This is a genomic window from Deferrisoma palaeochoriense, assembly GCF_054656955.1.
Window position 1 is genome coordinate 1 of the sequence record NZ_BAAHXI010000010.1, and the last position, 25,370, is coordinate 25,370.

Annotated in this window: 16 protein-coding genes and 1 pseudogene; 6 read left to right on the plus strand and 11 right to left on the minus strand. The window is 68.9% G+C overall.

Translation table 11 applies throughout. The annotated features are described in order from the left end of the window. Positions 1–363: 363 nt before the first annotated feature. From ACYQ8L_RS04385 to ACYQ8L_RS04405, 5 genes are all read right to left on the minus strand, one after another. Positions 364–528, minus strand: coding sequence for an FmdB family zinc ribbon protein (locus ACYQ8L_RS04385; protein ID WP_459940555.1), 165 nt, complete (start codon positions 526–528; stop codon positions 364–366). Positions 529–673: 145 nt separating this feature from the next. Continuing rightward, positions 674–994 (minus strand): flagellar biosynthesis anti-sigma factor FlgM, encoded by a 321-nt coding sequence (locus ACYQ8L_RS04390; RefSeq protein WP_459940556.1) that lies wholly within the window; start codon positions 992–994, stop codon positions 674–676. 105 nt (positions 995–1,099) lie between these two features. After that, positions 1,100–1,897 carry a tryptophan synthase subunit alpha gene (trpA, locus tag ACYQ8L_RS04395; protein ID WP_459940557.1) on the minus strand — a complete coding sequence of 266 codons (798 nt, stop codon included), beginning with the start codon at positions 1,895–1,897 and terminating at the stop codon, positions 1,100–1,102. Beyond that, entirely contained in the window at positions 1,894–3,084 is a 1,191-nt protein-coding gene (gene trpB / locus ACYQ8L_RS04400) for a tryptophan synthase subunit beta (RefSeq protein ID WP_459940558.1), read from the minus strand. The genes trpA and trpB overlap by 4 nt, the downstream gene beginning before the upstream one ends. Positions 3,085–3,183: 99 nt before the next feature. Continuing rightward, positions 3,184–4,368 (minus strand): pyridoxal phosphate-dependent aminotransferase, encoded by a 1,185-nt coding sequence (locus tag ACYQ8L_RS04405; protein WP_459940559.1) that lies wholly within the window; start codon positions 4,366–4,368, stop codon positions 3,184–3,186. 238 nt (positions 4,369–4,606) lie between these two features. Here ACYQ8L_RS04405 and ACYQ8L_RS04410 point away from each other — a divergent pair, with 238 nt between their 5' ends. Continuing rightward, a complete protein-coding gene (locus ACYQ8L_RS04410) occupies positions 4,607–5,116 on the plus strand; it encodes an FKBP-type peptidyl-prolyl cis-trans isomerase (RefSeq protein WP_459940560.1) in 510 nt (169 codons plus the stop codon). Between the two features lie 117 nt (positions 5,117–5,233). Here the strand turns inward: ACYQ8L_RS04410 and ACYQ8L_RS04415 are convergent, their stop codons facing one another. Continuing rightward, positions 5,234–6,169, minus strand: a complete 936-nt coding sequence (locus tag ACYQ8L_RS04415) for a DNA integrity scanning protein DisA nucleotide-binding domain protein (RefSeq protein WP_459940561.1) — start codon at positions 6,167–6,169, stop codon at positions 5,234–5,236. A gap of 474 nt (positions 6,170–6,643) precedes the next feature. After that, the gene (gene ychF, locus ACYQ8L_RS04420; RefSeq protein ID WP_459940562.1) at positions 6,644–7,735 is read right to left on the minus strand and encodes a redox-regulated ATPase YchF; all 1,092 of its coding nucleotides are present in this window, start codon (positions 7,733–7,735) and stop codon (positions 6,644–6,646) included. Between the two features lie 429 nt (positions 7,736–8,164). Here ychF and ACYQ8L_RS04425 point away from each other — a divergent pair. After that, positions 8,165–8,521 (plus strand): annotated as a pseudogene (locus ACYQ8L_RS04425) (PKD domain-containing protein); the annotation flags it as partial. A gap of 681 nt (positions 8,522–9,202) precedes the next feature. Then, entirely contained in the window at positions 9,203–16,201 is a 6,999-nt protein-coding gene (locus ACYQ8L_RS04430) for a choice-of-anchor D domain-containing protein (RefSeq protein WP_459940615.1), read from the plus strand. 12 nt (positions 16,202–16,213) lie between these two features. Here ACYQ8L_RS04430 and ACYQ8L_RS04435 read toward each other — a convergent pair whose 3' ends face one another. Both ACYQ8L_RS04435 and ACYQ8L_RS04440 read right to left on the minus strand, forming a co-directional pair. Continuing rightward, the gene (locus tag ACYQ8L_RS04435; protein ID WP_459940563.1) at positions 16,214–16,432 is read right to left on the minus strand and encodes a hypothetical protein; all 219 of its coding nucleotides are present in this window, start codon (positions 16,430–16,432) and stop codon (positions 16,214–16,216) included. A gap of 5 nt (positions 16,433–16,437) precedes the next feature. After that, positions 16,438–16,602: a hypothetical protein gene (locus ACYQ8L_RS04440; RefSeq protein WP_459940564.1), complete on the minus strand. Its 165-nt coding sequence runs from the start codon at positions 16,600–16,602 to the stop codon at positions 16,438–16,440. A 332-nt stretch (positions 16,603–16,934) separates the two neighbouring features. Between ACYQ8L_RS04440 and ACYQ8L_RS04445 the strand changes: the two genes are divergently transcribed. The 3 genes from ACYQ8L_RS04445 (at position 16,935) to ACYQ8L_RS04455 (ending at position 22,970) form a co-directional block, all read left to right on the plus strand. Further along, on the plus strand, positions 16,935–17,855 hold the full coding sequence (locus ACYQ8L_RS04445; RefSeq protein ID WP_459940565.1) for an SPFH domain-containing protein: 921 nt from the start codon (positions 16,935–16,937) through the stop codon (positions 17,853–17,855). 1 nt (position 17,856) lies between these two features. Then, positions 17,857–21,246 (plus strand): AAA family ATPase, encoded by a 3,390-nt coding sequence (locus tag ACYQ8L_RS04450; protein ID WP_459940566.1) that lies wholly within the window; start codon positions 17,857–17,859, stop codon positions 21,244–21,246. Between the two features lie 110 nt (positions 21,247–21,356). After that, on the plus strand, positions 21,357–22,970 hold the full coding sequence (locus ACYQ8L_RS04455; protein ID WP_459940567.1) for an acyl--CoA ligase family protein: 1,614 nt from the start codon (positions 21,357–21,359) through the stop codon (positions 22,968–22,970). Positions 22,971–23,251: 281 nt separating this feature from the next. Here the strand turns inward: ACYQ8L_RS04455 and ACYQ8L_RS04460 are convergent, their stop codons facing one another. Together ACYQ8L_RS04460 and ACYQ8L_RS04465 are read right to left on the minus strand one after the other, a co-directional pair. Further along, positions 23,252–24,115 (minus strand): MBL fold metallo-hydrolase, encoded by an 864-nt coding sequence (locus tag ACYQ8L_RS04460; protein ID WP_459940568.1) that lies wholly within the window; start codon positions 24,113–24,115, stop codon positions 23,252–23,254. A gap of 247 nt (positions 24,116–24,362) precedes the next feature. Next, positions 24,363–25,313: a ketopantoate reductase family protein gene (locus tag ACYQ8L_RS04465; RefSeq protein ID WP_459940569.1), complete on the minus strand. Its 951-nt coding sequence runs from the start codon at positions 25,311–25,313 to the stop codon at positions 24,363–24,365. Positions 25,314–25,370 lie beyond the last annotated feature (57 nt).

Sequence of the window (25,370 nt, forward strand, 5' to 3'; positions counted from 1 at the left end):
CCCATCCCGGGGGCCCGGCAAGGGGCCTGGTTCCGGCCGTGCGTGAGTGCGGCATCCGGCTTACGCTGCATCCGGCACTCAGCCCGGCGGCTTCATGTACGGCGGAAACGCGAACGTTGCCAAGCCGTTGGTGGGTTCACGGCGAGGAAGGCTAGGCTGAGTGCCGGATGCAGCGACTGTAGGAGCCACGCCCGGCGCTCCACCAGGCCCCTTACCGGGCCGAATCAGGAAACGGTAGCTTTGAACGCAACCTGGTATCGGACCGAGCCCACAAAAACGGCAGGCACGGCGGCCTGCCTCGGCAGCTCGGAGATCCCCGCCGGCGGGGCGCCCTGTCCAACCCGCCGCGCCCGCTCCGGTGGCTCATGCCTTGCGGCTCGTTTTCGCGAAGAACCCGGTGTAGACCCGGGTCACCTTCTTCTCGTGGCAGGTGGGGCATTCGACCTGCCGCTTGCCCACCTCCGTGGGCCGCATCTCCACGTCGAAGTCCTTCTGGCACTTGGGGCAGTGGTACGGATACATGGGCATGGCTCCACCTCCTTCGCCGAGGGGCGCCGTCCGCCGGGGGCGGAAACGGAGGCGGGCGCGGGGACACGGGAAAAAATCGGTCTACGGTCCACGGTCAGCGGTCGACGGTCTGCAGTCAACGGACCATCGCATCCCGCCTTGCCACCTACTCGGCGTAGGCGCGGATCCTCTCTTCCATGCCCCAGGCGTGCTCCCGCAGCAGTCGCGGGAGCACCTCCCGGCCCGTTACCCGGTAGCGGCCCTCCCGGATCTCGGCCTCGATGGCCTCCACCAGGTCCGCCCGGATCTCGGGTGCCGAAAGGGCGAGGAACCGGGCCCTCTGGACCTCCCGGCCGCGGCTCGACACGTCCACCCGGTCGACCGCACCGCCGATCCCGGTGACCTCCTCCACCTGGATCTCCCGCCGCGGCCGGCCGGTGGCCGTGGTGCCTGTGACGTAGCCTCTTCGGACGTCCCGGATCTTCATGGCGTTCGCCCTCCCCTCCTTTGGAGTGACCTTCCCCGCCCGGTGCGGGGTCTTCTTAGAATGCCCACCGCGGGGCGGGTTTGCAAGGTTCGCGGCACCGGAGGTTCAGCCTCCGAGGGCCGCGCGCAGGCCCTTCAGGAACCCCTCGGCCGCCTCGACGGCCGGCCCGCCCGAGCGCCCTTCCAGCTCCCGCAGGAGCGCGCTCCCCACGATGACCCCGTCGGAGCGCGCGGCCAGGGCCGCCGCCGAGGGCGGGTCCGACACCCCGAACCCCACCAGGGCCGGAAGGTCGGTGTGCCGCCGCACCCGCTCCACGAGTTCCCCCACCGCCTCCTCCACGGGCCGCTTCTGCCCGGTGACCCCGGTCACGCTCACGCAGTACACGAACCCCGACGCGCTCCCCACGATCCGGGCCACCCGCTCCTCCGGCGTGGTGGGGGCCACCAGGAGGACCGTGTCGAGCCCCTCCCGCCGGGCCAGGGGCAGGAACTCGGCGCTCTCCTCCCACGGGAGGTCCACCACGAGCACGGCGTCGGCCCCGCACGCCCGGGCCTCCCGGGCGAACCGTTCGGGCCCCCGGGCCAGGACCGGGTTGTAGTAGGTCATGAACAGGACCGGCACCGTGAGCCCGCGCGACCGGGCCGCGGCCACGTCCTCGAACACGTGGTCGAGCCGCAGGCCGGCCGCGAGCACCCGCGCGCTCGCCTCCTGGATCACCGGCCCGTCGGCCGAGGGGTCGGAGAACGGGATCCCCACCTCCACCGCGTCGGCGCCCGCCGCCTGGCAGGCCAGAAGGAGATCCACGAAGGTGCCCCGGTCGGGGTAGCCGGCCGTGAGAAACGGAAGGAGGAGCTTCCGGCCGGCCCCCCGGCGGTCCCGAAGGTGGCTTTCGAGCCGGTTCATGCCGCACCTCCCTTCCCGCGGGCGAGCACGGTCGCGAGATCCTTGTCGCCCCGGCCCGAGAGGTTCACCACCACGAGCCCTCCCGGCCCCACCTCCCGGGCCAGGTCCCGGGTGCGGGCGAGGGCGTGGGAGCTTTCGAGGGCCGGCAGGATGCCTTCGGTGCGGGCCAGCAGGTGGAACGCCTCCAGGGCCTCGGCGTCGGTCGCCGTGACCGTGCGGATCCGGCCCGAGCGGGCGAGCTCCGCCACCTCGGGGCCCACCCCGGGGTAGTCGAGGCCGGCCGAGATGGAGTGGGCCTCCTGGATCTGGCCGTCGGCGTCCTGGAGGAAGTAGGACTTCATCCCGTGGAGCACCCCCACCCGGCCCGCCGCGATCGCCGCGGCGTGCCGCCCGGTCTCCATGCCCTCCCCGGCCGCCTCCACGGCCACCAGGTCCACGGGGTCGTCCAGGAACGGGGCGAACATGCCCATGGCGTTCGACCCGCCCCCGAGGCACGCGATCACCGCGTCGGGGAGCCGCCCGTGGTTTTCCAGGCACTGGGCCCGGGTCTCCTCGCCGATCACCCGCTGGAAGTCCCGGACCATGGCCGGGTACGGGTGGGGCCCAGCCACCGATCCGATCACGTAGAAGGTGGTCTCCACGTGGGTGACCCACTGCCGGATCGCCTCGTTCATGGCGTCCTTGAGGGTGCGGCTCCCGGTTTCCACCGGCACCACCTCGGCCCCCAGGAGCCGCATTCGCTCCACGTTGGGGGCCTGGCGCCGCACATCCTCGGCACCCATGTACACGGCGCACTCCAGGCCGAACAGCGCCGCGGCCGTGGCCGTGGCGACCCCGTGCTGGCCGGCCCCGGTCTCGGCGATGATCCGGCGCTTGCCCATCCGCCGGGCCAAGAGCACCTGGCCCAGGGTGTTGTTGATCTTGTGGGCTCCGGTGTGGCAGAGGTCCTCCCGCTTCAACACCACCCGGGCCCCGCCGAAGGCTTCGGTGAGGCGGTGGGCCGGGGTGAGCGGGGTCGGCCGGCCCACATAGGTCCGGAGAAGGGCCCGGAACTCGTCCCAGAACCCCGGATCGCGGCGCACGGCCTCCAGGGCCGCTTCGAGCTCCTCCAGGGCCGGCATCAGGGTTTCAGCCACGTACTGGCCCCCGAAGGGGCCGAAGTGGCCGCGGGGTTGCGGCTCAGGCATGGGGTAAACCTTTCGTGAATGCGCCGGAAGGCGAGAAGGCTGGGAAGCCAGGCCCCCCCAGTCTTCATCGCCCGCAGCTCGTGGCGAGGCGTAAACTCCTCAAGCCTTCACCCTCTCCAGGGCGCGGCGGAAGCCGGGGAGGCTCCGCTCCACCGTCTCGTAGGAGCAGCAGTAAGCGAGCCGGAAATGGCCGGGGCCGCCGAACCCGCTTCCCGGAACGGCCAGGATGTTCTCCTTCTGGAGCTCCTTCACGAACGCCACGTCGTCGGGGATGGGGCTTTTGGGAAAGAGATAGAACGCGCCCTCGGGCTTGGGGCACTCGTACCCGGCGTCCACGAGCCCCTGGTAGAGCGCATCGCGGTTCCGGCGGTAGAACCCCAGGTCCACCGTGACCCCCTGGAGCCGGGCGACCGCCCGCTGCATCAGGGCCGGCGCGTTCACGTACCCCAGCACCCGGTTCGTGAAGGTGAGGGCCCCCACCACGAGCTCCACGTTGTCCATGCGGGGGCTCACGGCGACGTACCCGATCCGCTCCCCCGGGAGGCTCAGGTCCTTGGAGTACGAGGTGCATACGAACGCGTGGGGGAAGATCTCGAGCACGGGCGGCACCTCGACCCCGTCGTACACGATCTTCCGGTACGGCTCGTCCGAGATGAGGTAGATCCGGCGGCCCAGTTCCGCCGATTTGCGGTCCAGGAGGTCCCGCAGGGCCTCCAGGCTGGCCCGGTCGTATACCTTGCCCGTGGGGTTGTTGGGCGAGTTGATGAGAACCGCCCGGGTCTTGGGCCCGATCGCATCGTCGAGGGCGTCGAGCCGCAGATCGAAGGCCTCAGTGGTGGGCACGGTGGTCAGCGTGCACCCGTGGTTCTCCAGATAGAAGTTGTACTCCACGAAGTAGGGCCGCGGCACCACCACCTCGTCGCCGGGATCCAGGATGGCCCGGAACACGGTGTTCAGGGCGCCCCCGGCCCCCACGGTCATGACGATGTGGTCGGCAGAGAGCTCCACCCCCTGCTCCGTCGAGACGTACGCCGCCACCGCGGCCCGCACGTCGGGGAACCCTGCGTTGGGCATGTACCCGTGACACCCCGGGGGATCGTCCTCCACCAGTTCCTTCAATACCTCCCGGAACCTCTCCGGCGGGTCCAGGTTGGGGTTCCCGAGGCTGAAATCGAACACGTTCTCCGGGCCGAACTCCTGCTTCAGCCTCGCCCCCTCCTCGAACATCTTCCGGATCCAGGAGGCCCTCTCCAGGGCCGCTCGCACGCGCTGGGCAACGGGCATGGCCTACCTCCTCGCGGTGTGGGGTTCGTGCCGGGCTTTCGGGCAGGGCGGCGACTGTAACAGAAGCCCCCGGGCCTCCTCAACCCGGGGGCGGCGCGAAAAAAATTCGCCCGCGTCGCCTTTTTTTCCCGATTCGGTTTGACAGGGTCCCGGCCGAAGGGTAGGCTGCCCCCTACACAATCCCGGTCTCCCCGAGATTCGGGGGCCGGGAAAACTTTTTTCTGGAGGTAGAAGAAGCATGAAGGCAGAAGAGAACCTGTACGTGGCGATCGACTACACCCTGACCCTCGACTCGGGTGAGGTGGTGGACAAGTCGGAACCGGGTGAGCCCCTGGGGTTCATCTTTGGCAAGAACCAGATCATCCCCGGCCTGGAGCGGGAACTCCGCGGCATGGAGGAAGGCCAGACGAAGAAGGTCACGGTGGAGCCCGAGGATGCCTACGGCCTCCCGAGCCAGGACCTCCTCCGGGAGATCCCCCGCGAGAACTTCCCGGCCGACATGGAGATCGAACCCGGCATGGGCTTCGAGGCCCGCGGGCCCCACGGCCCGGTGGTGTTCCGGGTGAACGAGGTCCGGGACGACGTGGTGGTGGCCGACTTCAACCACCCGCTGGCCGGGGAACGGCTCCACTTCGAGGTCACCGTGGCCGAGGTCCGTAAGCCCCGGCCCGAGGAGATGGCCGCGATGTTCCAGGCCAGCGACTGCGACACCCCCGACTGCGGGGGCTGCTCGGGCGGCTGCGCCTAGCCAGGCACCGAACGCCAGATCGTACAAAAGGGCCCTTCGGGGCCCTTTTTCTTTTCCTGCTCCCCCTCGGTCAACGGTCAGGTGGCGCCCGCCCGCGGCCTTCGGTCCGAACCGGGCCTACCCCTCCTTCTGGGTTCGCAACCCGGGGAACAGCCGGTCCTCCCGGGGCCCCCACTCCCCGATGGGTCGGGGTCGCTCCACCTCCATCAGGATCTTTCCGTCCCGGAACACCGTGACCGTGCCGGTGGACTCGCTCACCGTGACCGCCACCGCCTTGGTCACGGCCGTGATGCCGGCCGCCGCGTTGTGCCGGGTGCCCAGCCCCCGCGGCAGGGGTTCCCCGGCCTGTTCCGGCCGCAGGTACACCCCGGCCGCCTCCACGAGCCCGTCGCCCCGGATCACGAAGGCGCCGTCGATGGCTGCGAACTCCTTGATCGTGGGCTCCAGGGCCGGGTCGAGGATGTTTCGCTCCTCCTCCGGGTAGCCCCGGAACGGGTTCAGCACCATCTGGGTCGACCGGGCGAGCACGTTGTCCGTGTCGCCGATCACGAAGGTGGTGCCCACGGGCTTCCCCTCCCGGCCTTCGTAGCCCAGCGCCACCGCGATGTCCAACACCCGCTCGAACACCTCGGGGTTCACGTGGCTCGAGATCTCCTCGGCCCCCGTGGCCGCGAACATCTCGAACTCCTCCCCCACCTCCATGAACACGATGGTGTCCAGCGCGCCGCTCCCGGCTATTCCGGTCAGGCAGATGAGCCGATCGCCCCGCTGGAACAGCCCCCGGGAGAACCCGAGGAGCACGGCGATCTTCACCTGGCCGAGCCGGGTGAGCCGGATCCCGGGCACCCGCACCCACTCCACGTTGTCCCGTTCCACGGCGCCGGAGCTCGCCCCCCGGCTCACGAGCACGAACGAGACGTCCGGCTCCCCCTCCACGAACTCCCGGAGGGCCCCGAGGCCGGGGAACACGTCGGCGTATACCACCACGGCCCGGGCCCCGATTTTCCGGGCCATCTCCGCGGAGTAATAGAGAATATCGCGCGTGACGTCCATTTCGGTTCCCCTGCGGACGTTCGGACGTTGGGACGTGCGGACGCTTCAGTACTTACACCAACGGAAGTGTTGTCAACTCCCCGTCTTGTTACGGAAACCAGCGGGTGGGGGGCTGGTGGAGAGCCGGGCGCGGCCGGAACCAGTGCCCACCCGCCGCCGGCAGTACCATGGAAGCTCCGTAGGCCGCGAGGCGCGGTCTGTTCTCAGGAGCAATAACTTCGCGCTCACGGCCGCGCGGCGACCGTGTCAGGAGTCAGTGGACAGACGACAGAGGACAGGAGGGGCTCTGACCTCTGACTTCTGAATTCTGGCCCCTGATACGGCAACCGCTCCCACAGGTTGGGACAGCCGCTGACGCTGGAATCCCAAAGGATTTTGGCGTCCTAGCGTCCTAGCTTCCCAGCGTCCCAGCCGAAGTTACCTGGAAACTGTTGGTAAGATCGCCCCGCGCCGGCGTCAAGTTGGCGAACCGCCTCACACGTTGAACCGGAAGTGGATCACATCGCCGTCCTGAACCACGTAGTCCCGGCCCTCCAGGCGCCACTTGCCGGCCTCCTTGGCCCCCTGCTCTCCCCCGTGGGCCACGAAGTCCTCGTACGCGATCACCTCGGCCCGGATGAACCCCTTTTCGAAATCCGTGTGGATCACGCCGGCCGCCTCGGGCGCCGTGGCCCCGATTCGCACGGTCCAGGCCCGGGCCTCCTTCGGGCCGGCCGTAAAGAACGTGTGAAGACCCAAAAGCCGGTACCCGGCCCGGATCACGCGGTTCAGACCCGGCTCCTCGAGCCCCAGATCGGCCAGGAACTCGTCTCGCTCGGCCGGGTCGAGTTCCAGGATCTCGGCCTCGATCGCGGCGCACACCACCACCACCTCGGCCCCCTGCTCCGCGGCCCGTTGGCGGACCGCCTCCACCTGGGCGTTGCCCCGGAGCCCCTCCTCGTCCACGTTGGCCACGTAGAGCACGGGCTTACGGGTGATGAGGTGAAGCTCCCGTACGAACCGGAGTTCCTCGCCCCCAAACGAGAGCGCCCGCACCGGCCGCCCCTCCCCCAGGGTCTGCCGGAGCCGCTCGTAGACCGCCAGCCGTGCCTGGGCCTCCTTGTCCCCGGACTTGGCGCGGCGCTCCACCCGGGTGATGGCCCGCTCCACGGTTTCGAGATCGGCCAGCGCCAGTTCGGTCTCGATCACGTCGATGTCGCGCAGGGGGTCCACCGACCCGGCCACGTGCACCACGTCGGGGTCCTCGAAGCACCGCACCACGTGGGCCACGGCGTCGGTCTCCCGGATGTGCCCGAGGAACTGGTTTCCCAGCCCCTCGCCTTTGCTCGCCCCGGCCACAAGCCCGGCGATGTCCACGAACTGCATCGTGGTGGGCGTGACCTGCTTGGGCTTCACGATCTCCGCGATCCGGTCGAGCCGCGGGTCGGGCACGGGCACCACCCCCACGTTGGGGTCGATGGTGCAAAAGGGGTAGTTCTCGGCCGCGATCCCGGCCTTGGTGAGCGCATTGAACAGGGTGGACTTCCCCACGTTGGGAAGCCCCACGATCCCACAGCGAAATCCCATCGGTTTCCCTCTCTCGGTCCGCTGACGCGGGCCTTCTCGATGTGCCTCTTTAGCTAGGGGGCGGGGCGGCCAGGCAGATTGGCTACCCACCCCACCGCGGAGGCCAACATGTTCGTCCGAAACGGGACCGGGGAGGCTACCACACCGGCTTCCGGCGCAAAAGGACGACATCGGGCCGAAGATGGGGGATGGCGTGCTCCGGAGTCCAAATTCGAACTGCAACGCTCTCTATTTTATTAAAACCATTGACTTTTTAGACCCGCCCGGTACGCTTTGTCTCGCCATTTTGCGGCTTTCCCGGGCCGGCAGGGAAGCCCTCGGTCAAAGCGCGTGTCGCCTGGACGCCGCCTTCGCACCCGTCCCCAAGGAGGGCGCGGGCCATGCGCCTCGGGTGGGGAAAACGCGTCCCCAACTCGGCGAGGTTCGGTCATGCGCCGCCCTTGGTCCTCCCCTCTCTTCTCCTTCGCTCTCGTCCTTTCAGTGGGTCTTTCGCTCCTCCTTTCCGCCTGCGGCGGGCGAGGTGGAGGCGGAGGAGACCGGGTGAAGAATCGGCCGCCAATAGCGGAGTTTTCGGCTCGCCCCACGGCAGGGCTAGCGCCGCTCACGGTTGCGTTCGACGGTTCCGCTTCTTCGGACCCCGACGGGGGCACCGTCAACTGCTCGTGGGACTTCGGTGACGGCGAAACCGCCACCGGAACTCAGGTATCCCACGAGTACAGGGCGCAAGGCATTTACACCGTGACCCTTCGTGTGGCGGACGAGCACGGCGCGACGGCTGAAAAGACCACGACCATCACCGCGGTCGGGCCCCCGGTCATCGCTCCGCCCGACCCCGTTGCGTCAACGGATCAGATTTCGCTGCGGGTCGTCACCCTCCCCGGAGCGCAGTTGGAGGTGGAGAACGTCCGACTGGCCCGCCGCGTGTCCTCGACCGCCGCAGTGGGATGGGCCGAGGTCCCCGTCGCTCTCGCAGAGGGACGAAACGAGATCCGGGTCACAGCGACCCTCCGCGGAGTCACGAGCCCCCCGACTGCCGTAACCGTCACCAGGGTCTCCACCCGTACCCTTGCGCTCGATGCAGCGGAACCCGGACACGGTCCAGCGGGCGCGATCGTAGTGCTCAGAGGAAGCAGTTTCGGGACGCATGCCGAAACGCTCCAGGTCTATTTCCGATCCAAGGCCTGGACTCCCGAACAGGAGGACGCCGAACCACTGGTGGTCAGGGCTCCCGTCCTGAACGTCACCGACACCGAGATCCGGACCGCCGTCCCGTTCGCGTTTCTGAACGCCGGAGACGCTGAGGTTTTAGTGATCCGAGGGGACGAAGCCTCCCCGAGCCTAGCCTTTTCCATCGATCCCTTATCCGATCCAACCCCGGACGTATCGGAAGCCGATGAGTTCCTGGACCTCGGCATAGAGCAAATCTCCGAGTTGAGCGCTCTTCTGGGAGAGGTCGGGGGCCCGTGGTTGTCCCAGGAGGATCTCCAAGGGTTCCAACAGGGGCTCGCCACTCTCGGCGAGGGGCTCCGAACGCTGGAGGAACGCCTTGGAACGGTCGCCGACCCCCGCGTGCGGGGGTACATCGAGGCCATTTTCGCAAGCGAGGCATTTCAGGAGGCGCTTCAAGAGGTTCGGGACGCCAATAGACGCCTGGCGCGCCTTGCCGAGGCGGTCAGCCGGGCCGCCCGGTCGGCTCCGGACGGTGGGGCCGAACCACCGACCCCGTGCGTCGTGGCGGAGGTCGTAGAGACGCTGCGGGACATCCGAGAGCCGATTCGAGTCCTGAACGGGGTTCTCGACGCCACCAAGGGTGCCATCGACGGGCTATTGACGCTCAGTGCCGTCTCCTGTGCGATCGGCATCGTTCCGGCCTGCAGCGCCATCCCCTTTCTCGTGGAAGCCCACGCGGTGGTCGCGGCTGTCGACGGGATCGTGGATGCGTTCCTCTCGGTCCTGGACACCGCAATCGCGATCGTCCAGGCCGCGGTCCCGCAGTACCCAAGCGAATGGAAGGTCGTGGTGAACCATCCGGTCCCCGGCCTCGCGAACGACGTGTTCTATACCGAATGGGCCCACGAGATGGAGGTGTACGTAAACCTGACCAGCGGACCGTTCCGTGCCTTACTCGACGAACGAGACACGTTCCACGTAGACATCCCGGACCCATTCGGTGTGCTTTGGCTCGTCAAGACGTTCGCGGGAGTGGACCTGGAAGACGAGTTGGAGGACCTGCTTCGGGATCTCACGCTACGCATCGTCGCCGAAATCCTCTGGCCCAGCGGCGCCGGCCCCACGGACGTCGATATCCTCCTGCCGTTCACGGTAGACGTGGCGGCCGGACACGGGTTGGTCACGGTCGACACCCCCACCGCGGCGGAGCGTCACACCCTGACCGCGAGTTCTCAGCCGGGCATCGTCGAACTCGACATCAGGGCATCCTGCGGTCCCTTCAGTTACCCGGACCGTACGAAGTGCCTCAACCTAGTCGACGACACGTGCGAGGAATGGGGCACCGACTATCCCCCGGTCCACACGGCGGAGGTGCTCGACAAGCCCCGGATCGAGTCGATCGGCGAGTGGACCCCGGACGTGTACGTGGACACCGTGCCGTACAACCGGTGCACGAAAGACGGTGTCCACCTCTGCTCCATGGCAGAATACACAAGCTATATCGAAACCCTGTGCGCCGATGATCCCACGCACCCCTCGTGCCGGCTGTTCGATACCTGCTACGACCCCGAGTTCGACATCAATCGCTGCGAACTCGACGACTACGCGTCGATGCTCGACGGCCTGTGCGCCGACCACGTAGCCGCCTGCGACAACCTCATCCACACCACCTTCGGGGTTTCGTACGACTACGGATATTGGACGATCACCGGAAAGGGCTTTAGCACGCGGGCCCTCACGGTGCGCTGGAACCCCGGATCGGGATCGGACACCACCAAGTACCCGGGCGCTGCGGGGTACGACCAGTTCCGCCTCTACGCCAATCCGTACCTGGGTTACATCAAGCCCGGATGGGTGCAAGTGAAGATCGGCACCACCAGTGCCGGATGGCGGCTGAGCGACCCGATCTTTCTCGAACCCAGCCCCAACATGAGTCCGGAAGCGAACGTCCTGAACCCGGGGCTGTTCCCAGGCGACCGCCTTTACGTCGAGGGGAACTACTTCACCCCCTATCCGGAAGATGTGGTCCTGACGGATCTGAACACCGCACAGGTCTGGCAGGCGGATCCTGTGCCGTTCGCGGGAGATTTCGACGAAAGGTGGGGGCTTGCCTGGTTCACCGAGCCTGGGGAGTCGCTGCCGGAGGGGGACCATCCCTTCACGCTCGGGGTGGGCCCCGACCCGAGTTGCCCGGGGTCGCGCTGCACCACCGGTGTCTTCACCGTGCTTCCCCACCGCTGTACGGACGACGCCAACGTAAGCCTCACGGGTCCCCGGGCCTTCATGAGCCCCAGGGCGGTGTCCGTGGGAGACTTCAACGGCGACGGACTCCCGGACCTGGCCGTGGGCGTGCCGACGTACACCAACGTTTACGAGTTCGGAGCGGTGTTCGTCCTGTTCGGGAAAACCGAGGGCTGGGGCGGTCTGGATCTCGGCGACGAGAACTCCTGGGACGTGATGATCCTGGGGGACTCCCGGGACCTGGACCCCGAAACCCGCAACACGAGACGGATCGGCAACGCGCTGGCCGCAGGGGACCTGGACGGGGACGGCATCGACGACCTGGTCATCGGGTCCACCGATCGGAACCCGGACACGGGCACCCACGGCACCCTGCTCGATCCCGAGGGAAGACACCTCCCGGGGAAGGCCTACGTGATGTTCGGTCGCCCTTCCTGGGAGCGCAGGTACGAGTTCGCTTTGGACCAGTACGACGTGCGCTTCGTGGGGGCGGCCGGACGGGAGCTGGGCGAGGCCGTGGCGGTGGGCCGGGTCGGGTCCTCGGACGCGCGGGGGGACCTGGTGCTCGGGGCGCCATCGGTTCCGGGAACCGAGGTCGAGCCCGACCCCGGCCCCGGACGGGTGTACGTGATCCGCGGGTGGGGGTTCACCCTGCCAGACAAGACCGTGAACCTCCCGGATGAACTCGCGATGTTCCCGTACGTGGCGACCATCGAGGGCGCGATCGAGCCCTTCTCTGCCGTGGTTTCCTATGTCGGCGGAGAGGTGGCCGAACGCCGGGCGGACGGGTTCGGCGCCGCGGTGGCGGTGGCCGACGTGGACGGGGACGGCCTGGGTGACCTCGCGGTCGGGGCGCCGGGATACGCCGCGCTCACGTCCTCCGATTCCCCCGAGGCGCGGGAGGGAGCGGTTTACCTGTTTCGGGGCCGGTCCTGGTTCGCCCCTCCCGGCTCCGCGCTCCGCGGCACCCTGTACGCGGACGCCCAGGCCGGGGGGGACCAGGACGCCGCGTTGCTCGGCCCGGCCGTCGCGTCCGACACCGGGCATACCGGGTTCGGTAGCGTGGTCCACGCCGGCGATCTCACGGGGGACGGCCGGGCTGAGGTGATCGTGGGCGCCCCCGAAGCGCCGTTGCGGATGGCCCTCGGTCCTCTCGACCTGGAACGCGAGCACGCCGGCCGGGTGTATCTGCTGGAGGCCACCAACGACGCGCTGTCGTCCGGGGCGGTAGCCAACGTGGAGCAGGCGGCCGACCTCACGGCGCACGGCTCGAACGGATTCGTACGACTCGGCTACGCCTTCGGTTCCGGCGACCTCAACCGGGACGGGTTCTCGGATCTGGTCGTGGGCGCCCCGGGGGACCGGGCTGACGAGAACCCGGGGCGGGTCTGGATCCTGTGGGGGAGCGACTCACCCCCGTGGCGAGCCCCAGGGCATAACCTGCTGTACCTCGAGACGCGCTCGTGGCAGACGGCTTCTTCGGCTGCGCCCCACCTGGCGAACGGGGACGACTACGCGTACCTGGGCTCGGGAGACAGCTCGGCGTTGGCCCCCCGGTTCGGGGCCGCCGTGGCCGTCGTGGATCTTCCGCCCAATGTGGGCGCCGATCTCGTCGTGGTCGATGCGGGCGCCGACGTGCCGGACGCCGCGGAGGCGGACGACGTGCGTCGGGGGGCGGGCGAGGTGTTTGGGTTCTTCGGCGCGGGAGCCGAAGCGTTTCTCGCCCGCCCGGTGATCGGTGTGAAGCCTTCCGCCGTGGACCTGGGGACCTTGCTTCCGGACCAAGGGGCCAGCGTTTCGGTCCGGCTGCGAAACGAGGCCGTTCCGCCGGCTCGCGATCTGGAGATCCAGGCGATAGAACTCACCGGTGATACGGGCTTTTCGCTCGACCTTGCCCCTTCCCTCCCCCTGACGCTGGCCCCCGGGGGGGACGAAGAAATCCGGCTCGACGTCCTCTTTGCCGGGGCCGCGGAACCCGGCGAGTACCGGGCCACCCTGGTTGTCGAGAGCGACGATCCGTACACCCCTCGCTTGGCGGTCCCCCTCATGGTCCATGTCAGCGAGGCGTTTCCGGCCGTTTCCGTGAGCGACGTGTCCTTCTCGGCCCGGGAGTTCACGAAGATCCTGCGGATCGAAAACCAGGGGACGGCGGACCTCACGTGGACCCTGGGCGAGGATTGGTACCAGGGGGAACCCTGGCCCGAGTGGCTCACCGCATCCGCGACCGAGGGCACCACGCCCCCGGGGGAGGCGGCGGAGGTGACGCTCTCGGTGGACCGGTCCGGCCTCGAACGGGGGCACCACGTGTACACCCTGTACGTCACGTCCAACGACCCCAACCATCCCAGCATGCCGGTGATGGTGGTGGTGTCCGTGGAACCCCTGCCCGACATCGCGGTGGATCCTTCGGCCCTCGAGTTTGAGATCCGTCCCGGGTGGAACGTGACAAACCGGGTCCAGGTGTGCAACGAAGGTGATGCGGACCTCACGATTTCGGACATCACCCTCTCGCCGGAATCCGGCGATTTCTACCGGTGGGACCCGGACGACGCCTGCAGCCCGCCCCTGACTCTGGGGCCGGGGGAGACGTGCTCGGTGGGGATCGGGTTCGCGCGAACCAGCGAGGGCACCTCCACCGCCACCCTGACCCTCACCACCGACGACCCCGACGAACCCGTGGTGGAGATCCCCATCACGGGAACGGCGAGCGTTCCCCAAGAACCCGACATCTCGGTGATCGGCGCGAACGCCGTGTTCGGCGGGGTGCCCATCGGGAGTACGCGTACGTGGGACATCACCGTGAAGAACGAAGGCGTCGTGGACCTCCACGTGGGGGACGTGAGCGTGACGGGCGCGCCCGCGTTCGCCCTCGTGTCCAACGGGTGCACCGACCCGGTCCCGCCGTTCACGGGCGGGTTCTCCCAGATGTGCACGATCACGGTCTCCTTTACCCCCACCGGAACCGATGTGGTGACCGGGGAGGTCCGGATCTCCTCCGACGACCCGGACGAACCGGTGGTCACGGGAACCCTTTCCGGCGCGGGCATCACCCCCTTCCTGTACGTGAGCCCAACGGTGGTGGACTTCGGGACGACCTCGTTCACGACCGGCTTCGCGATGGAAAACCTGAGCCAAACCCAAACCGTGGATTGGTCGGTGAGCGGCGAACTTCCAGGCTGGCTCGGCGTATCGCCGGCCTCGGGCCAACTCGCGCCGGAGGGCCGGGTAGATGTGGTCTTGACCGCCGACCGCACCGGCCTCGCCGAGGGGACCTACTCCCACGACCTGACGATCACCTCCAACGGCGGTGACGAAACCGTGCAGGTTCAGGTGGCCGTTCCGGCGCCGGCCGAGCCGCTGGCCTCCTTCGCCAGGACCTACGGCGGGGCCTCCGACGACGAACTCAGTTCCATCCGGGGCACGCCCGACGGCGGCCTGATCGCCGCCGGCCGGACGAAATCCTTCGGGGCGGGCGACACCGACGCGTGGCTCGTGCGGTTCGACGCTTCGGGGAACGTGATCTGGAGCAAGACCTACGGAGGCGCGAACTACGACAGGGCCTATGCGGCCATCCCCACATCGAACGGCGGATACGCCGTGGTCGGCGGGACCTGGTCCTGGTTCGCCCAGGGGGACGATGGGTACGGCCTTTGGGTGTGGAAAGTGGACCGATTCGGGAACCCCCTCTGGCAAACGGTTCTGGGCGGTCACCCGGACGACTACGATGACAAATGGGAGATCGCGGAAACCCCAGTTGGGGGGCTCCTCCTCGCCGGCATGAACAGCGTGGTACGAGACGACGTCTGGGTCCTAAAGCTCGATGCCGAGGGGACCCTCGTCTGGCAGAAGGCGTACGGAACCGACGAGGTGGATGAACTCTATTCCGTGGACCCGACGCCGGACCTGGGCGCCGTGGCGGCCGGGCTCACCTGCGCCCCGAGCGAAGCGGGTTGTGACGCTCTCGTCGTGAAGCTGGACTCATCGGGTGGGATCGAGTGGCAGAAACGCTACGGAGGGTCGGACTACGACCACGCCTGGGCGGTTCGGGCGGTACCTGCCGGTGGCTATGTCGTGGCGGGCCTCACCTACTCCTTCGGCCCGGGCACCGAGAACCTCTGGGTCCTGTGGCTCGATGGCGACGGGAACGTTCTGTGGCAGAAGGCCTACGGCCTGCCCGGCGCGTTCGGGGAGGCCAACGCCGTGGAACCGACGGACGATGGCGGGTTCCTCGTCGGGGGATGGTTCGCACAAGACGCCTCCGACCCGGGGGATCTTTGGCTCCTGCGGCTCGATGCGGATGGTGCAATCGTGTGGTCCCGGATCTACGGCGGGGGCGATTCTGAAAGGGCGGAGTCCGTGGACCTCTTCACCGACGGGGCCGCCTTCGCCTCGGGCTTCACGGGGTCGTTTGGGGCGGGGTACTGGGACGGCTGGGTGTTGAAGGTGGACGAAATCGGAAACGTCGGCGCGTCGTGCTCCTTGGCGGGGTACGCTGACGTCCAGGTGGAGGACACGGCGGCCCAGGGGGTGGCAGGCGAACTGACCGCCCGCCCCGTCGAGGTGGCGCCAGCGGCGTCAGACGCCACCGGACTTGCGGCCGCGGTCACGGCGGAGACGGGCTGCTCGGAAACCGAGACCGAGGCCCAGGCCCACACCGACCCGTACATCGAGGTCACCCCGCCGTCCTGGGATGCCGGGTCCGTGCTGATCGGAGTCCTCCAGGCCCATGAAACGTTCACCGTCCGAAACACAGGGTACACAGACCTTGAAGTCCTGAACATCTACCTGGATCCCGACCTTCCGGATTTCGGCGTCGTGGAGGACTGCCCGGCGACCCTGCCGCCGACCCACCGCTGTTCGGTCACGGTGGGGTTCGACCCGACCCAGGCGGGGGAACAGACGACCACGCTTACGATCGAAAGTTCCGACCCGGACGAACCCACGGTCACCGTCCCGATCACGGGCACGGGATCTTCAGGCGGCGGGGAATTCCCGGGCGAAGGGCCCGGTTCCGGGGAACCCCCGGGCACGATCATCCTCCGCGGGGGGCAGTGAGGTGGGCGCCCTTTACGCTCTCCCCGCCCGGGGCGAGGGGTAGGTTTCGGGGGAGGCCGGGTCGGGGGGAATGGAGTCCGCCCCACGGCAGGCGGGGCATTCGCCGGCGGCCACGGTGGGGGCCGGCAGGAGCGGACAGTCGTGGGCCGTGCAGCGCTCGCAGTGGCGGGTTCGGCCGTTCTCGCAGCCCCGGATCGCGTAGCAACGGGAACAAAGGAGAATCCGGGCCACGGTCTCTACGCCTCCTCGACCCCCAGTCGGCGCTTCACGCGGGCCGCCCCGATCACGAGGACGGCCCCGAGGAGCAGGAGCATCTGGGTCTCGGACAGATGGACTCCCCGGGTCCAGAGGGTCCCGAGCGCCCCTCCGGCGAGGGCGCTCCCCAAGAGCATCCGTGTCACCGTGCATCCTCCCGGTCTGCGGCGGGGGCCGTTCCACCCCGCGGCGGTCGCATGGGAAAGCCGCTTCCCATTCCCACCTCACGCAGGACCCGTGCCCTCGATTTCCGGCCGTTCGGAGCCCTGAAGTGGAAATCCATTTCCCATTCTGGGTACGCCGAGGCCAATCCTTTTCCCATCCCGTGCCCACCCCGTTCCTGCCCCGGATGTCAGGGACGAACCGCTTTTTTCGCTAACCGCGTTTTGCCTTCACGAGAAAATCTTCTATCCTTGTCCTAGCCTCACTTCCCATCGCGCCATTTCCGGCCCAAACAGCTTTCGGAAAGGTCTCGCAGATGTCCAACGAACCGAGCGCCAAGTTCGTCCGCCGCGCGTTCGTGCGCACCGCCATCCGCCGCACCCTCGGTATCGGCCTCCTGGTGGGGCTCGTGTACGGGACCGTGGCCCTCGTGTACGCGAGCAAGACCCTTTACAAGGTCAAGCTCAACTACGCCGTGGTCCTGGAAAAGCTCGGCGGGGAGCGCCGGGCCGTGACCGAGGTGGGCTGGCACGTGCGGCTCCCCTACTTCACCCGCATCGAGCAGGAGGTGCCGCTCATGAACCAGCAGATGCACCTCGGCGGCCAGGCGGAGCCGATGCGGATCATCTCCAAGGAGAACGTGGCCATCTGGGCCTCCGGGGTCATGACGTACCGGATCCGGGATCTCCACCAGTGGGCCATCGAGAACCTGGAGGCCCACCGGCTCCTCCAGGCCGACTACGACGGGATCGTGAAGGACATTCTCCAGGCCCAGGAGGTGGACCGGCTGGTGAGCGACCGGGAGCGGATCAAGGAGGAGATCTACCGGGCGCTCAAGAGCCGGCCCGTGAACGAGGGCGGGCCCACCCTGGAGGAGAAGTACGGGATCGAGGTGGTGAGCTTCGTGCTCAAGGAGACCCGGTTCGGCGACAAGCTGGTGGAGGCCACCGAGGAAAAGAAGCGCCGGGAACTCATCGCCGAGGCCGAGAACTACGCGGCCGACCAGGAGGCGAGCCGGATCCGCAAGCTCTACCGGGCCTACACCGAGAGCATCCGGGAGCTCCAGCGCACGGTGGGCCGGCCCGACGGGTCCACGGACGTGGCGCTCCTGCACTTCCTCGCCCAGCAGAAATGGGCCACGGCCTACGAGAAAAACCCCGGGGGCCGAAACACCGTGGTGATCCAGAACACCCAGGTTCCGCCGGCCCTCACCCTGCCCCCGGCCCAGGAGCCCTGAGATGGCCAAGCGCCTCACCCGCCAGGTGCGCACGGTGCGCCTCCCCGAGGCGCGCATCCGGGAGATAGAGGACCTGGTGGCCTCCTGGCCCCAGGAGACCAAGGCGTTCATGCGGGCACGCCTCCACCAGTACAAGCCCCCCACCGGCCTCGTGAACGCCGCCCTGGACGGCCTGGTGTCCCTTTTCGTGCCGCAGCCTCCCCGGGCCTTCCGGACCCTCAAGGACCCGGCCATCCTCACGGACTGGCAGCGGCGGTTCGAGCTCTCGGGCGAGACGAATCCCCGGCAGGCCTGGAACCGGATCCTGGAAAAGGAGGTGAGCGCCAGCGACTACCACTACCTCCTGTGGCTCCTGGACCGGGAACTCTCGGACGTGTTCGTGCCCGAGCCGATGCGCCGGCTGTTCGAGAAGCTCTACCGGGCGTTCCTCCGGAAGGAGTACCTCAAGGACCCAGAGGTCCCCAAGGCCCCGCTGGTGCTGGTGATCGGCCCGAGCGGCAGCGGCAAGTCGGCCACCGTGACCCAGGCGATCGAGGAGGTGATCTTCCGCGACGAGGTACGGCCCGAGGTGGACCTCAAGCTCAAGAAGGAGGAGCGGCTCCGCGACGAGCCGTTCTGGCGCACCTTGGAAGCCGTGGATCCGACGCTTGCCGAGGAGATCCACCGCCGCCGGAAGCTCCGGTTCTACCGGGCGCTCGCCCGCACGCCGGTGGTGCGCCGGGTGTTCCAGAAGCGCATCGGGCGGCACCTGGCGGAACTCGAGGAACAGGGCATCTGGGTGGACTACAGCGTGGTCACCCCCAACGACTACCAGACGGCCCTGGCGGGCGAACCGGGGAACTTCTTCCGCAAGGCCATGGGCGACCCCCGGCGCACCTCCATCCGCCACGTGGAGGAGGCCCACGCCGCCTTCGGCCGGGCCGACGACCGGGGGGCGGCCGTGGCGAGCCAGCAGCAGACCCTGGTGGACACCGCGAACATCATCCTGGACGAGATCATCCAGGGCCGGCGCGACTGCCTCCTGGTGGCCACCACGGACCAGCCCGAGCGGATCGACGCGGCGATCTACCGGCGGTTCGTGGAGAAGGGCCGGATCATCGAGGTCTCGGAGTTCTGGCAGGAGCCCGAGAACCTCCGGGAGGTGATCCGGATCGAACTGAGGCGAAACGACATCGCCGTGGGGCCCGGGCCGGCGCCCGGCCGGGTGACCCCCGAGGACCTCGCGGCGGCCGTGGAGCGTATGGCGCCGCTCTTTACCGAGCGGGCCCTCAAGCTCACCCCGGCCTACGTGCGAAAACTCGTCCACTCGGTCATCGAGATCAAGGGGGACTTCCGGCCCGGGTACCTCGACGACCCCATGCTCATGCGCACCGCGTTCGAGCAGGTGGCCCGTAACGCCTACGGCGACCTCTACAAGCGGGTGGTGGACCGCATGGACCGCCGGGTGGGGTGGGACGAATACGTGGGCGAGATCAAGAACCTCTTCTCCGAGATGGCCAACAACTGCCTCTACTACGGGGCCGCCGAGGAGAAGGGGGTGGTGCTGAGCGGGCCGCCCGGGAGCGGCAAGACCTTCCTCGTGCGGGCCTGGCTCAGCGAGAACCGCGACGTGCACGACATCTCGGTGCGGCCCACCGATCTCATGGACCCGGCGAACCCCATCGACGGCACGGTCCAGAACCTGGAGCGGGTGTACGACATCGCCAAGATGATCGCCCCGGCCGTGGTGTTCTTCGACGAGGCCGACGCCATCGCCCCCCGCCGGAGCGCCTCGGGCGGAAGCCCCCAGGACAAGATCACGAACAAATTCCTGAACATCATCGACGGCGAGGTGCCCCTGAACCGCGTGTTCACCGTGCTCACCACGAACCGGCTCGACATCCTCGACCCGGCCCTGGTGCGCTCGAAGCGGCTGAAGGCCCTGGAGGTCACGGGCCACCTGCGAAAGGCCGACATCCTGGGCATCCTCGAGAAACGGCTCGAGGGCGTGCCCCTGGGGCCGGGGCTCGACCTGGCGGCCCTCTACGAGGCGGCCGCCCCGGTGTCCCAGACGCCGGCGGACTTCGCGGCGTTCGTGGAAAAGGCCGTGGGGCTCCGGCGCACCGAGTTCGAGGTGATCCTCCGGCTCCGGGCCCTGGTGGAGGCCCCCAACGAGGCCAAGGAGAACTTCGTCAAGTTCAACCTGAAGACCCTGGCCGGGATCCTCGAGGCGGTGGACGCCCCCCACACGATCCGGTCCGACCTCAAGGCCCGGCCCCTGGAATTCCTGAAACACTACTACGACCTGCTGGGGCTCCTGGACGGCATCGAGCGGCCCGAGGACTACCCCCTCACCCGGGCCCACCTGGCGGCCGCCCGCCAGGAGCTTGGCCAGAGCCCCACGAAAAAGGGCAAGGTCCAGCTCGACGAGTTCCTGGGGGCCGAGCTCAGCCAGGAGCCCCAGGTGGGGTTCATCATCGGCGTGGGCGCCAACGACGTGACCGGCATGCTCCTGCCCATCGCCACGAGCCTCATGTACAACTTCTCCCCGGAGAAGGTGCTCGTGACCGGCGCCGTTTCGAGTTCGGCCCCCAACGCCGCGGAGCTCGACATGGCGGTGCAGATGACCCAGCAGTCGGCCAAGGAGGCCTTCACCCTGGTGGAGAACTACCTCCAGAGCCTCGCCCCCCGGATCAACGTCCCCCGGGTCCTGGGAGAGTTCCTGGACCGCTACACCATCCACCACCAGCTCCTCTCCGCCTCCTACACCGTGGGCGGCCCGTCGGCCGGCTACGCGCTCGCCATCAACACCCTCTCGGCACTCCTCCACCTGCCGGTCGCCAACGACTTCGGCATCACGGGCGCCCCCTGGACCAAGGGGGTGAAACGGGGCGAGGTGGGCAGCTCGGTGATCATCGGGGGGCACAAGAAAAAAGCCGAGAAAGTCCTGCAACATCTTCGTCGCATGTATATGCCGTTGCAGAACTATCGCGATCTGGAGACCGACTACCTGCTGGCCTACTGGGAGCAGGGCAAGGACATCCTGGGGGTGACCCATTTCGGCGATCTGGTGCCCGAGGTGCTCTGGCTCGGCGAGGACTACGAGGAGAAGCTGGAGCGGCTGGTGGAGACCCGGATTCGGTACAAACTCCGCAAGTACCGGGGGGAGCCCCCGCCCCGGGAGCTCAAGCAGGAGATCCTGGAGCTCAAGGCCGAGCTCCGGGCCGCCGCCGAAGAGGAGCTCGTGCGCCGGATCGACGCGATCCGGGCCTACCTCCAGACCCCGGACCGGGACCCCCACCTCTCGCTGGAGGAGATCTTTCGGCACCACCGCAGCCGGCGGCTCTTCGGCCTCGTGGGCTTTCGCACCCGGTGGCGGCGGCCGCCCCAGGAGGTGGAGAGGCAGACCTAGGAATCGGGCCGGCCGGCTGGGCCGACGGACGGGTTGGCGGGCCCCCCGTGCACCGGCCTCCGTCCACCCGCGGTTCCCCCGCCGGGTCACGACGCGATCGGGAGGTTTCCATGGAGTTCCACGACGCCAACTTCGCCCCCCTCACCCCCCTGGATTTCCTCGAACGAAGCGCCCGGGTGTTCCGGGAGCGGCCGGCTGCGGTCTACGGCGACCGCGTCTGGACCTACGGGGAGTTCGGCCGGCGGTGCGACGCCCTGGCCCGGGCCCTCCGGGACGCCGGGGTCGGACCCGGCGACCGGGTGGCCGCGCTGCTGCCCAACGTGCCGGCCATGCTGGAAGCCCATTTCGGGGTCCCGAAGGCCGGAGGGGTTCTCGTGGCCATCAACACCCGGCTGTCCGCCGACGAGGTGGCCTACATCCTGGGCCACGCCGAGCCCAAGGTGCTCCTCGTGGACCTGGAACTCGCGGCCGGGGTCCGGCCGGCCATCAAGGGGTTCCCGGGGCTCGTGGTCCACGTCGCCGACGCGAAGGCCGAAGGGGAGACCTGGGCGCCGGAGAGTCCGGAGTACGAGGGCTTCCTCGCTTCCGCCTCCTCCGAGCCGGTGGGGTTCCGGGTGACCGACGAGGCCGCCCCCATCTCCATCAACTACACCTCGGGCACCACCGGAAACCCCAAGGGGGTGGTGTACTCCCACCGGGGCGCGGCGCTGAACGCCCTCGGGGAGATCGTGGAGACCGGGCTCTCGGCCTACAGCGTGTACCTCTGGACCCTGCCCATGTTCCACTGCAACGGATGGTGCTTCCCCTGGGCCGTGACCGCCGTGGGCGGTACCCACGTGTGCCAACGGAGGTTCGACCCGGCCGAGGCGTACCGCCTCATCGACCGGTGGGGGGTCACCCACCTGTGCGGCGCCCCCACGGTGCTCCGGATGCTGGTGGCGGCGCGGCCTTCCGCCGACTACCGGTTCGCCCGGCCCGTGCACATCGTCACGGCGGCCGCCCCGCCCAGCCCCACCCTGATCGGCCAGGTGGAGGAGATGGGAGCCCGGATCACCCACGTGTACGGGCTGACCGAGGTCTACGGCCCCCACACCGTGTGCGCCTGGCACCCGGAGTGGGACGAGCTTCCCCTCGAGGAACGGGCCCGGCGCAAGGCCCGCCAGGGGGTGGCCTACACCCATGCGGTGTACCTGCGGGTGGTGGACGAGCACATGGAAGACGTGCCGGCGGACGGCCAGACCCTGGGCGAGGTGGTGATGCGGGGCAACAACGTGATGCTCGGCTACTTCCGCCAACCCGAGGCCACGGCCGAGGCGTTCCGGGGCGGGTGGTTCCACAGCGGCGACCTCGCCGTGGTCCACCCCGACGGGTACATCGAACTCAAGGACCGGAAGAAGGACATCATCATCTCGGGCGGGGAGAATATCTCCACGATCGAGGTGGAGAACACGCTCTACAAGCACCCCGGAGTGGCCGAGGTGGCCGTCATCGGGGTACCCGACGACACCTGGGGCGAGGTGCCCAAGGCCTTCGTAACCCCCAAGCCCGGGGTCACCCTGACGGCCGAGGAACTCCGGGCGTTCTGCCGGGAGCGGCTCGCCCATTTCAAATGCCCGAAGGCGTTCGAGTTCTGCGACCTCCCGAAAACGAGCACCGGGAAGATCCGCAAAAACGTGCTGCGGGAGCGGGAGTGGGCCGGCCACGCGGAACGGATCCGCGGGTAGACGCGCGGACGTGGCTACCACCAACACCAACGGAAGGATTGTCAGGTCCCCGTGGTCGCTACGGAAACCCGCGGGTGGGGGGCTGGTGGAGAGCCGGGTGCGGCCCCTCACGTCGCCGCGCCCCACCAGGCTTGGATTGCTTTGGAAGGTTCGGAACTTCCGCTGCCCGTGCCCCGGCCCACCGGGCTGACGGCGGCATGAGAAGGCGCGGCGAAATGGGTGCCGCACTCGCACCCGGTCGGAGCCAGTCCCCCACCCGTATCCGACGATGCTTCTGATTGCTACCCCTGCCTCACCCGGCGGACCAAAAGCCCGCAGCAGGCCCGGATGTTCTCCGGGCTGTAGCAGGTGAGCTCGTCCCGGTACACCTCGGCGAAAAGGGCCTCCGCCAGGGCCTCGTCGGTTCCCTCGTGGGCCAGCACCCGGTCCCGCAGGCTCCGGGCGGCCCCCTCGGCCGCGGCCAGGGCGTCCCGGGCCGCCTCTCCCGCCAGCGCCCCCTGGTGCCCCAGGGCCACGATCTCGGGCGCCGCCTGCCGGATCCGCGCCAGGGTTTCCAGGTAGGGGCCGTACCCGGTGAAGAACAGCGGCATGAACCCGCCGTCCCCGTACCGGAACCCCAGGGAGTCGGAGGCGAAAATCAGGTTTCGCTCCGGGATACGGATCAGGAGATTTCCGGGCGAGTGGCCGTGGGCCTCCCAGAACTCCAGGGTGAGCCCGCCGAGATCGATCCGAGCCCCCTCGGCGGACACGTCGGCATCCCCAAGATCCGGCGGTTCCGCCTCGGGGGCCCCCACCCCGTCCTCCCCGCGGCTCCGGAGCGCCTCGGCCATGAACCGGTCCTCGGCCCCGAACCCGGCGGCGGCCCGGGGATGGGCCAGAAACTCCCGGGCGCCGGGGGCCACGACGACCCGGGCGTCCGGGTAGCGCTCCCGCAGAGGGCGAAGCCCGCTCACGTGGTCGGTGTGGGGATGGGTGACCACCAGGAGATCCGGCTCCACGCCCAGGCGCTCGAGGTTCCCCACCACCCGGCCCGCCACGGCCGAGATCCCCACCTCCACCAGGGCGGCCCTCTCCCCGCCCCGCACCAGGTACACGTCGAAGAGGGGATGACCCACGTTCCAGACGTTCTCGCACAGTTCCCGCACGCTCTCGCCTCCGGCAGCTTCGGTCCACAGTCTGCGGTCTACCGTCTACGGTCCCTCGGGTCCAACCGGGCTGTGACACGGCCGTTTCGGGCCTTACGGCCCGAGTCGCGCCTTGGAGGGCGCTCCCACACCGGGCAAGGTCCCGGCGGTTCCGTTCCCGCGCCCGGCCCAAGGGCCCGGGAACGCCTCCACCCCCCTCCGTGTCCTCCGTGCCCTCCGTGGTGGAATAATTCTCGGCCTTCGGCCGTCAGCCGCCTTTCTCCCCGCGGCGGCTTTGCTCCAGCGCCCTCACGAGGTCGGTGAGCACCCGGTACGTGGGGGTGGGGATTCCGTGGCGTTCGCCGTAGGCCACGACCCGGGCGCCCAGGTATTCGATCTCGGTGGGCTTTCCGGCCGCCAGGTCGTGGCACATCGAGTCCTTGTGGACCCCGGCCTTCTCCAGGTAGGCCACCACTTGGGCCAGGTACTCCTCCCCGAGGTCGTATCCCAGGACCCGGGCCACGGCCAGCACCTCCCGGAAGCAGGCATCGGCCACCCGCCGGCTCGGCGGCGACGTGAGGGCCTCCCGGAGCGTCATGTCGGCCAGGGCGCAGATCGGGGCCATGGTGCACTTCATGACCATCTTCTTCCACACGGAAAGGCCGATGTCGTCCACGGCCTCGGTGGCCAGCCCCCCGGCCGTGAGGGCCCCGGCCAGGGCGGCCGCCCGCTCCCGGCCCGCCGGCGACACGGCCCCCAGATGGTTCGGGGGGTTGAAGAACGCCACCTCGGCCTCGCCGGGCCCGCGCCGGGCGCACCCGTAGTTCAGAACCATCCGGAACGCGCTCTCCGCGCCGAACCGTTCGGCCACGTCGTCTTCGGTGCCGAGGCCGTTGTGGCAGCTCACCACGGCGGTCTCCCCGGGCCGGACCGCGGGTTCCAGGGCGTCCAGAACCCGGGGGAGGTCGTAGGTCTTGGTGCACAGGAACACGGCGTCGGCCCCGCGGCCCGCGAGACCTTCCGGTCCCACCACCACCTCCCCGACCCGCACCGCCTTCTCCACCGCACCGGTCACCCGCAGCCCCCGGGCCCGCAGGGCCTCGGCCGCTTCCGGCCTGGACACCACGAGGATCGTCTCGGGGCACGTCTCCAACAGGGCCGCCGCGAGCACGGTGCCCGTGGCCCCCACCCCCACCACCGCCGGTCGTTCGATGCGCATCGTTCCCTCCGAGGAAGATCGGTCTTCGGTCTTCGGTCGTCGGTCTTCGGTCGTCGG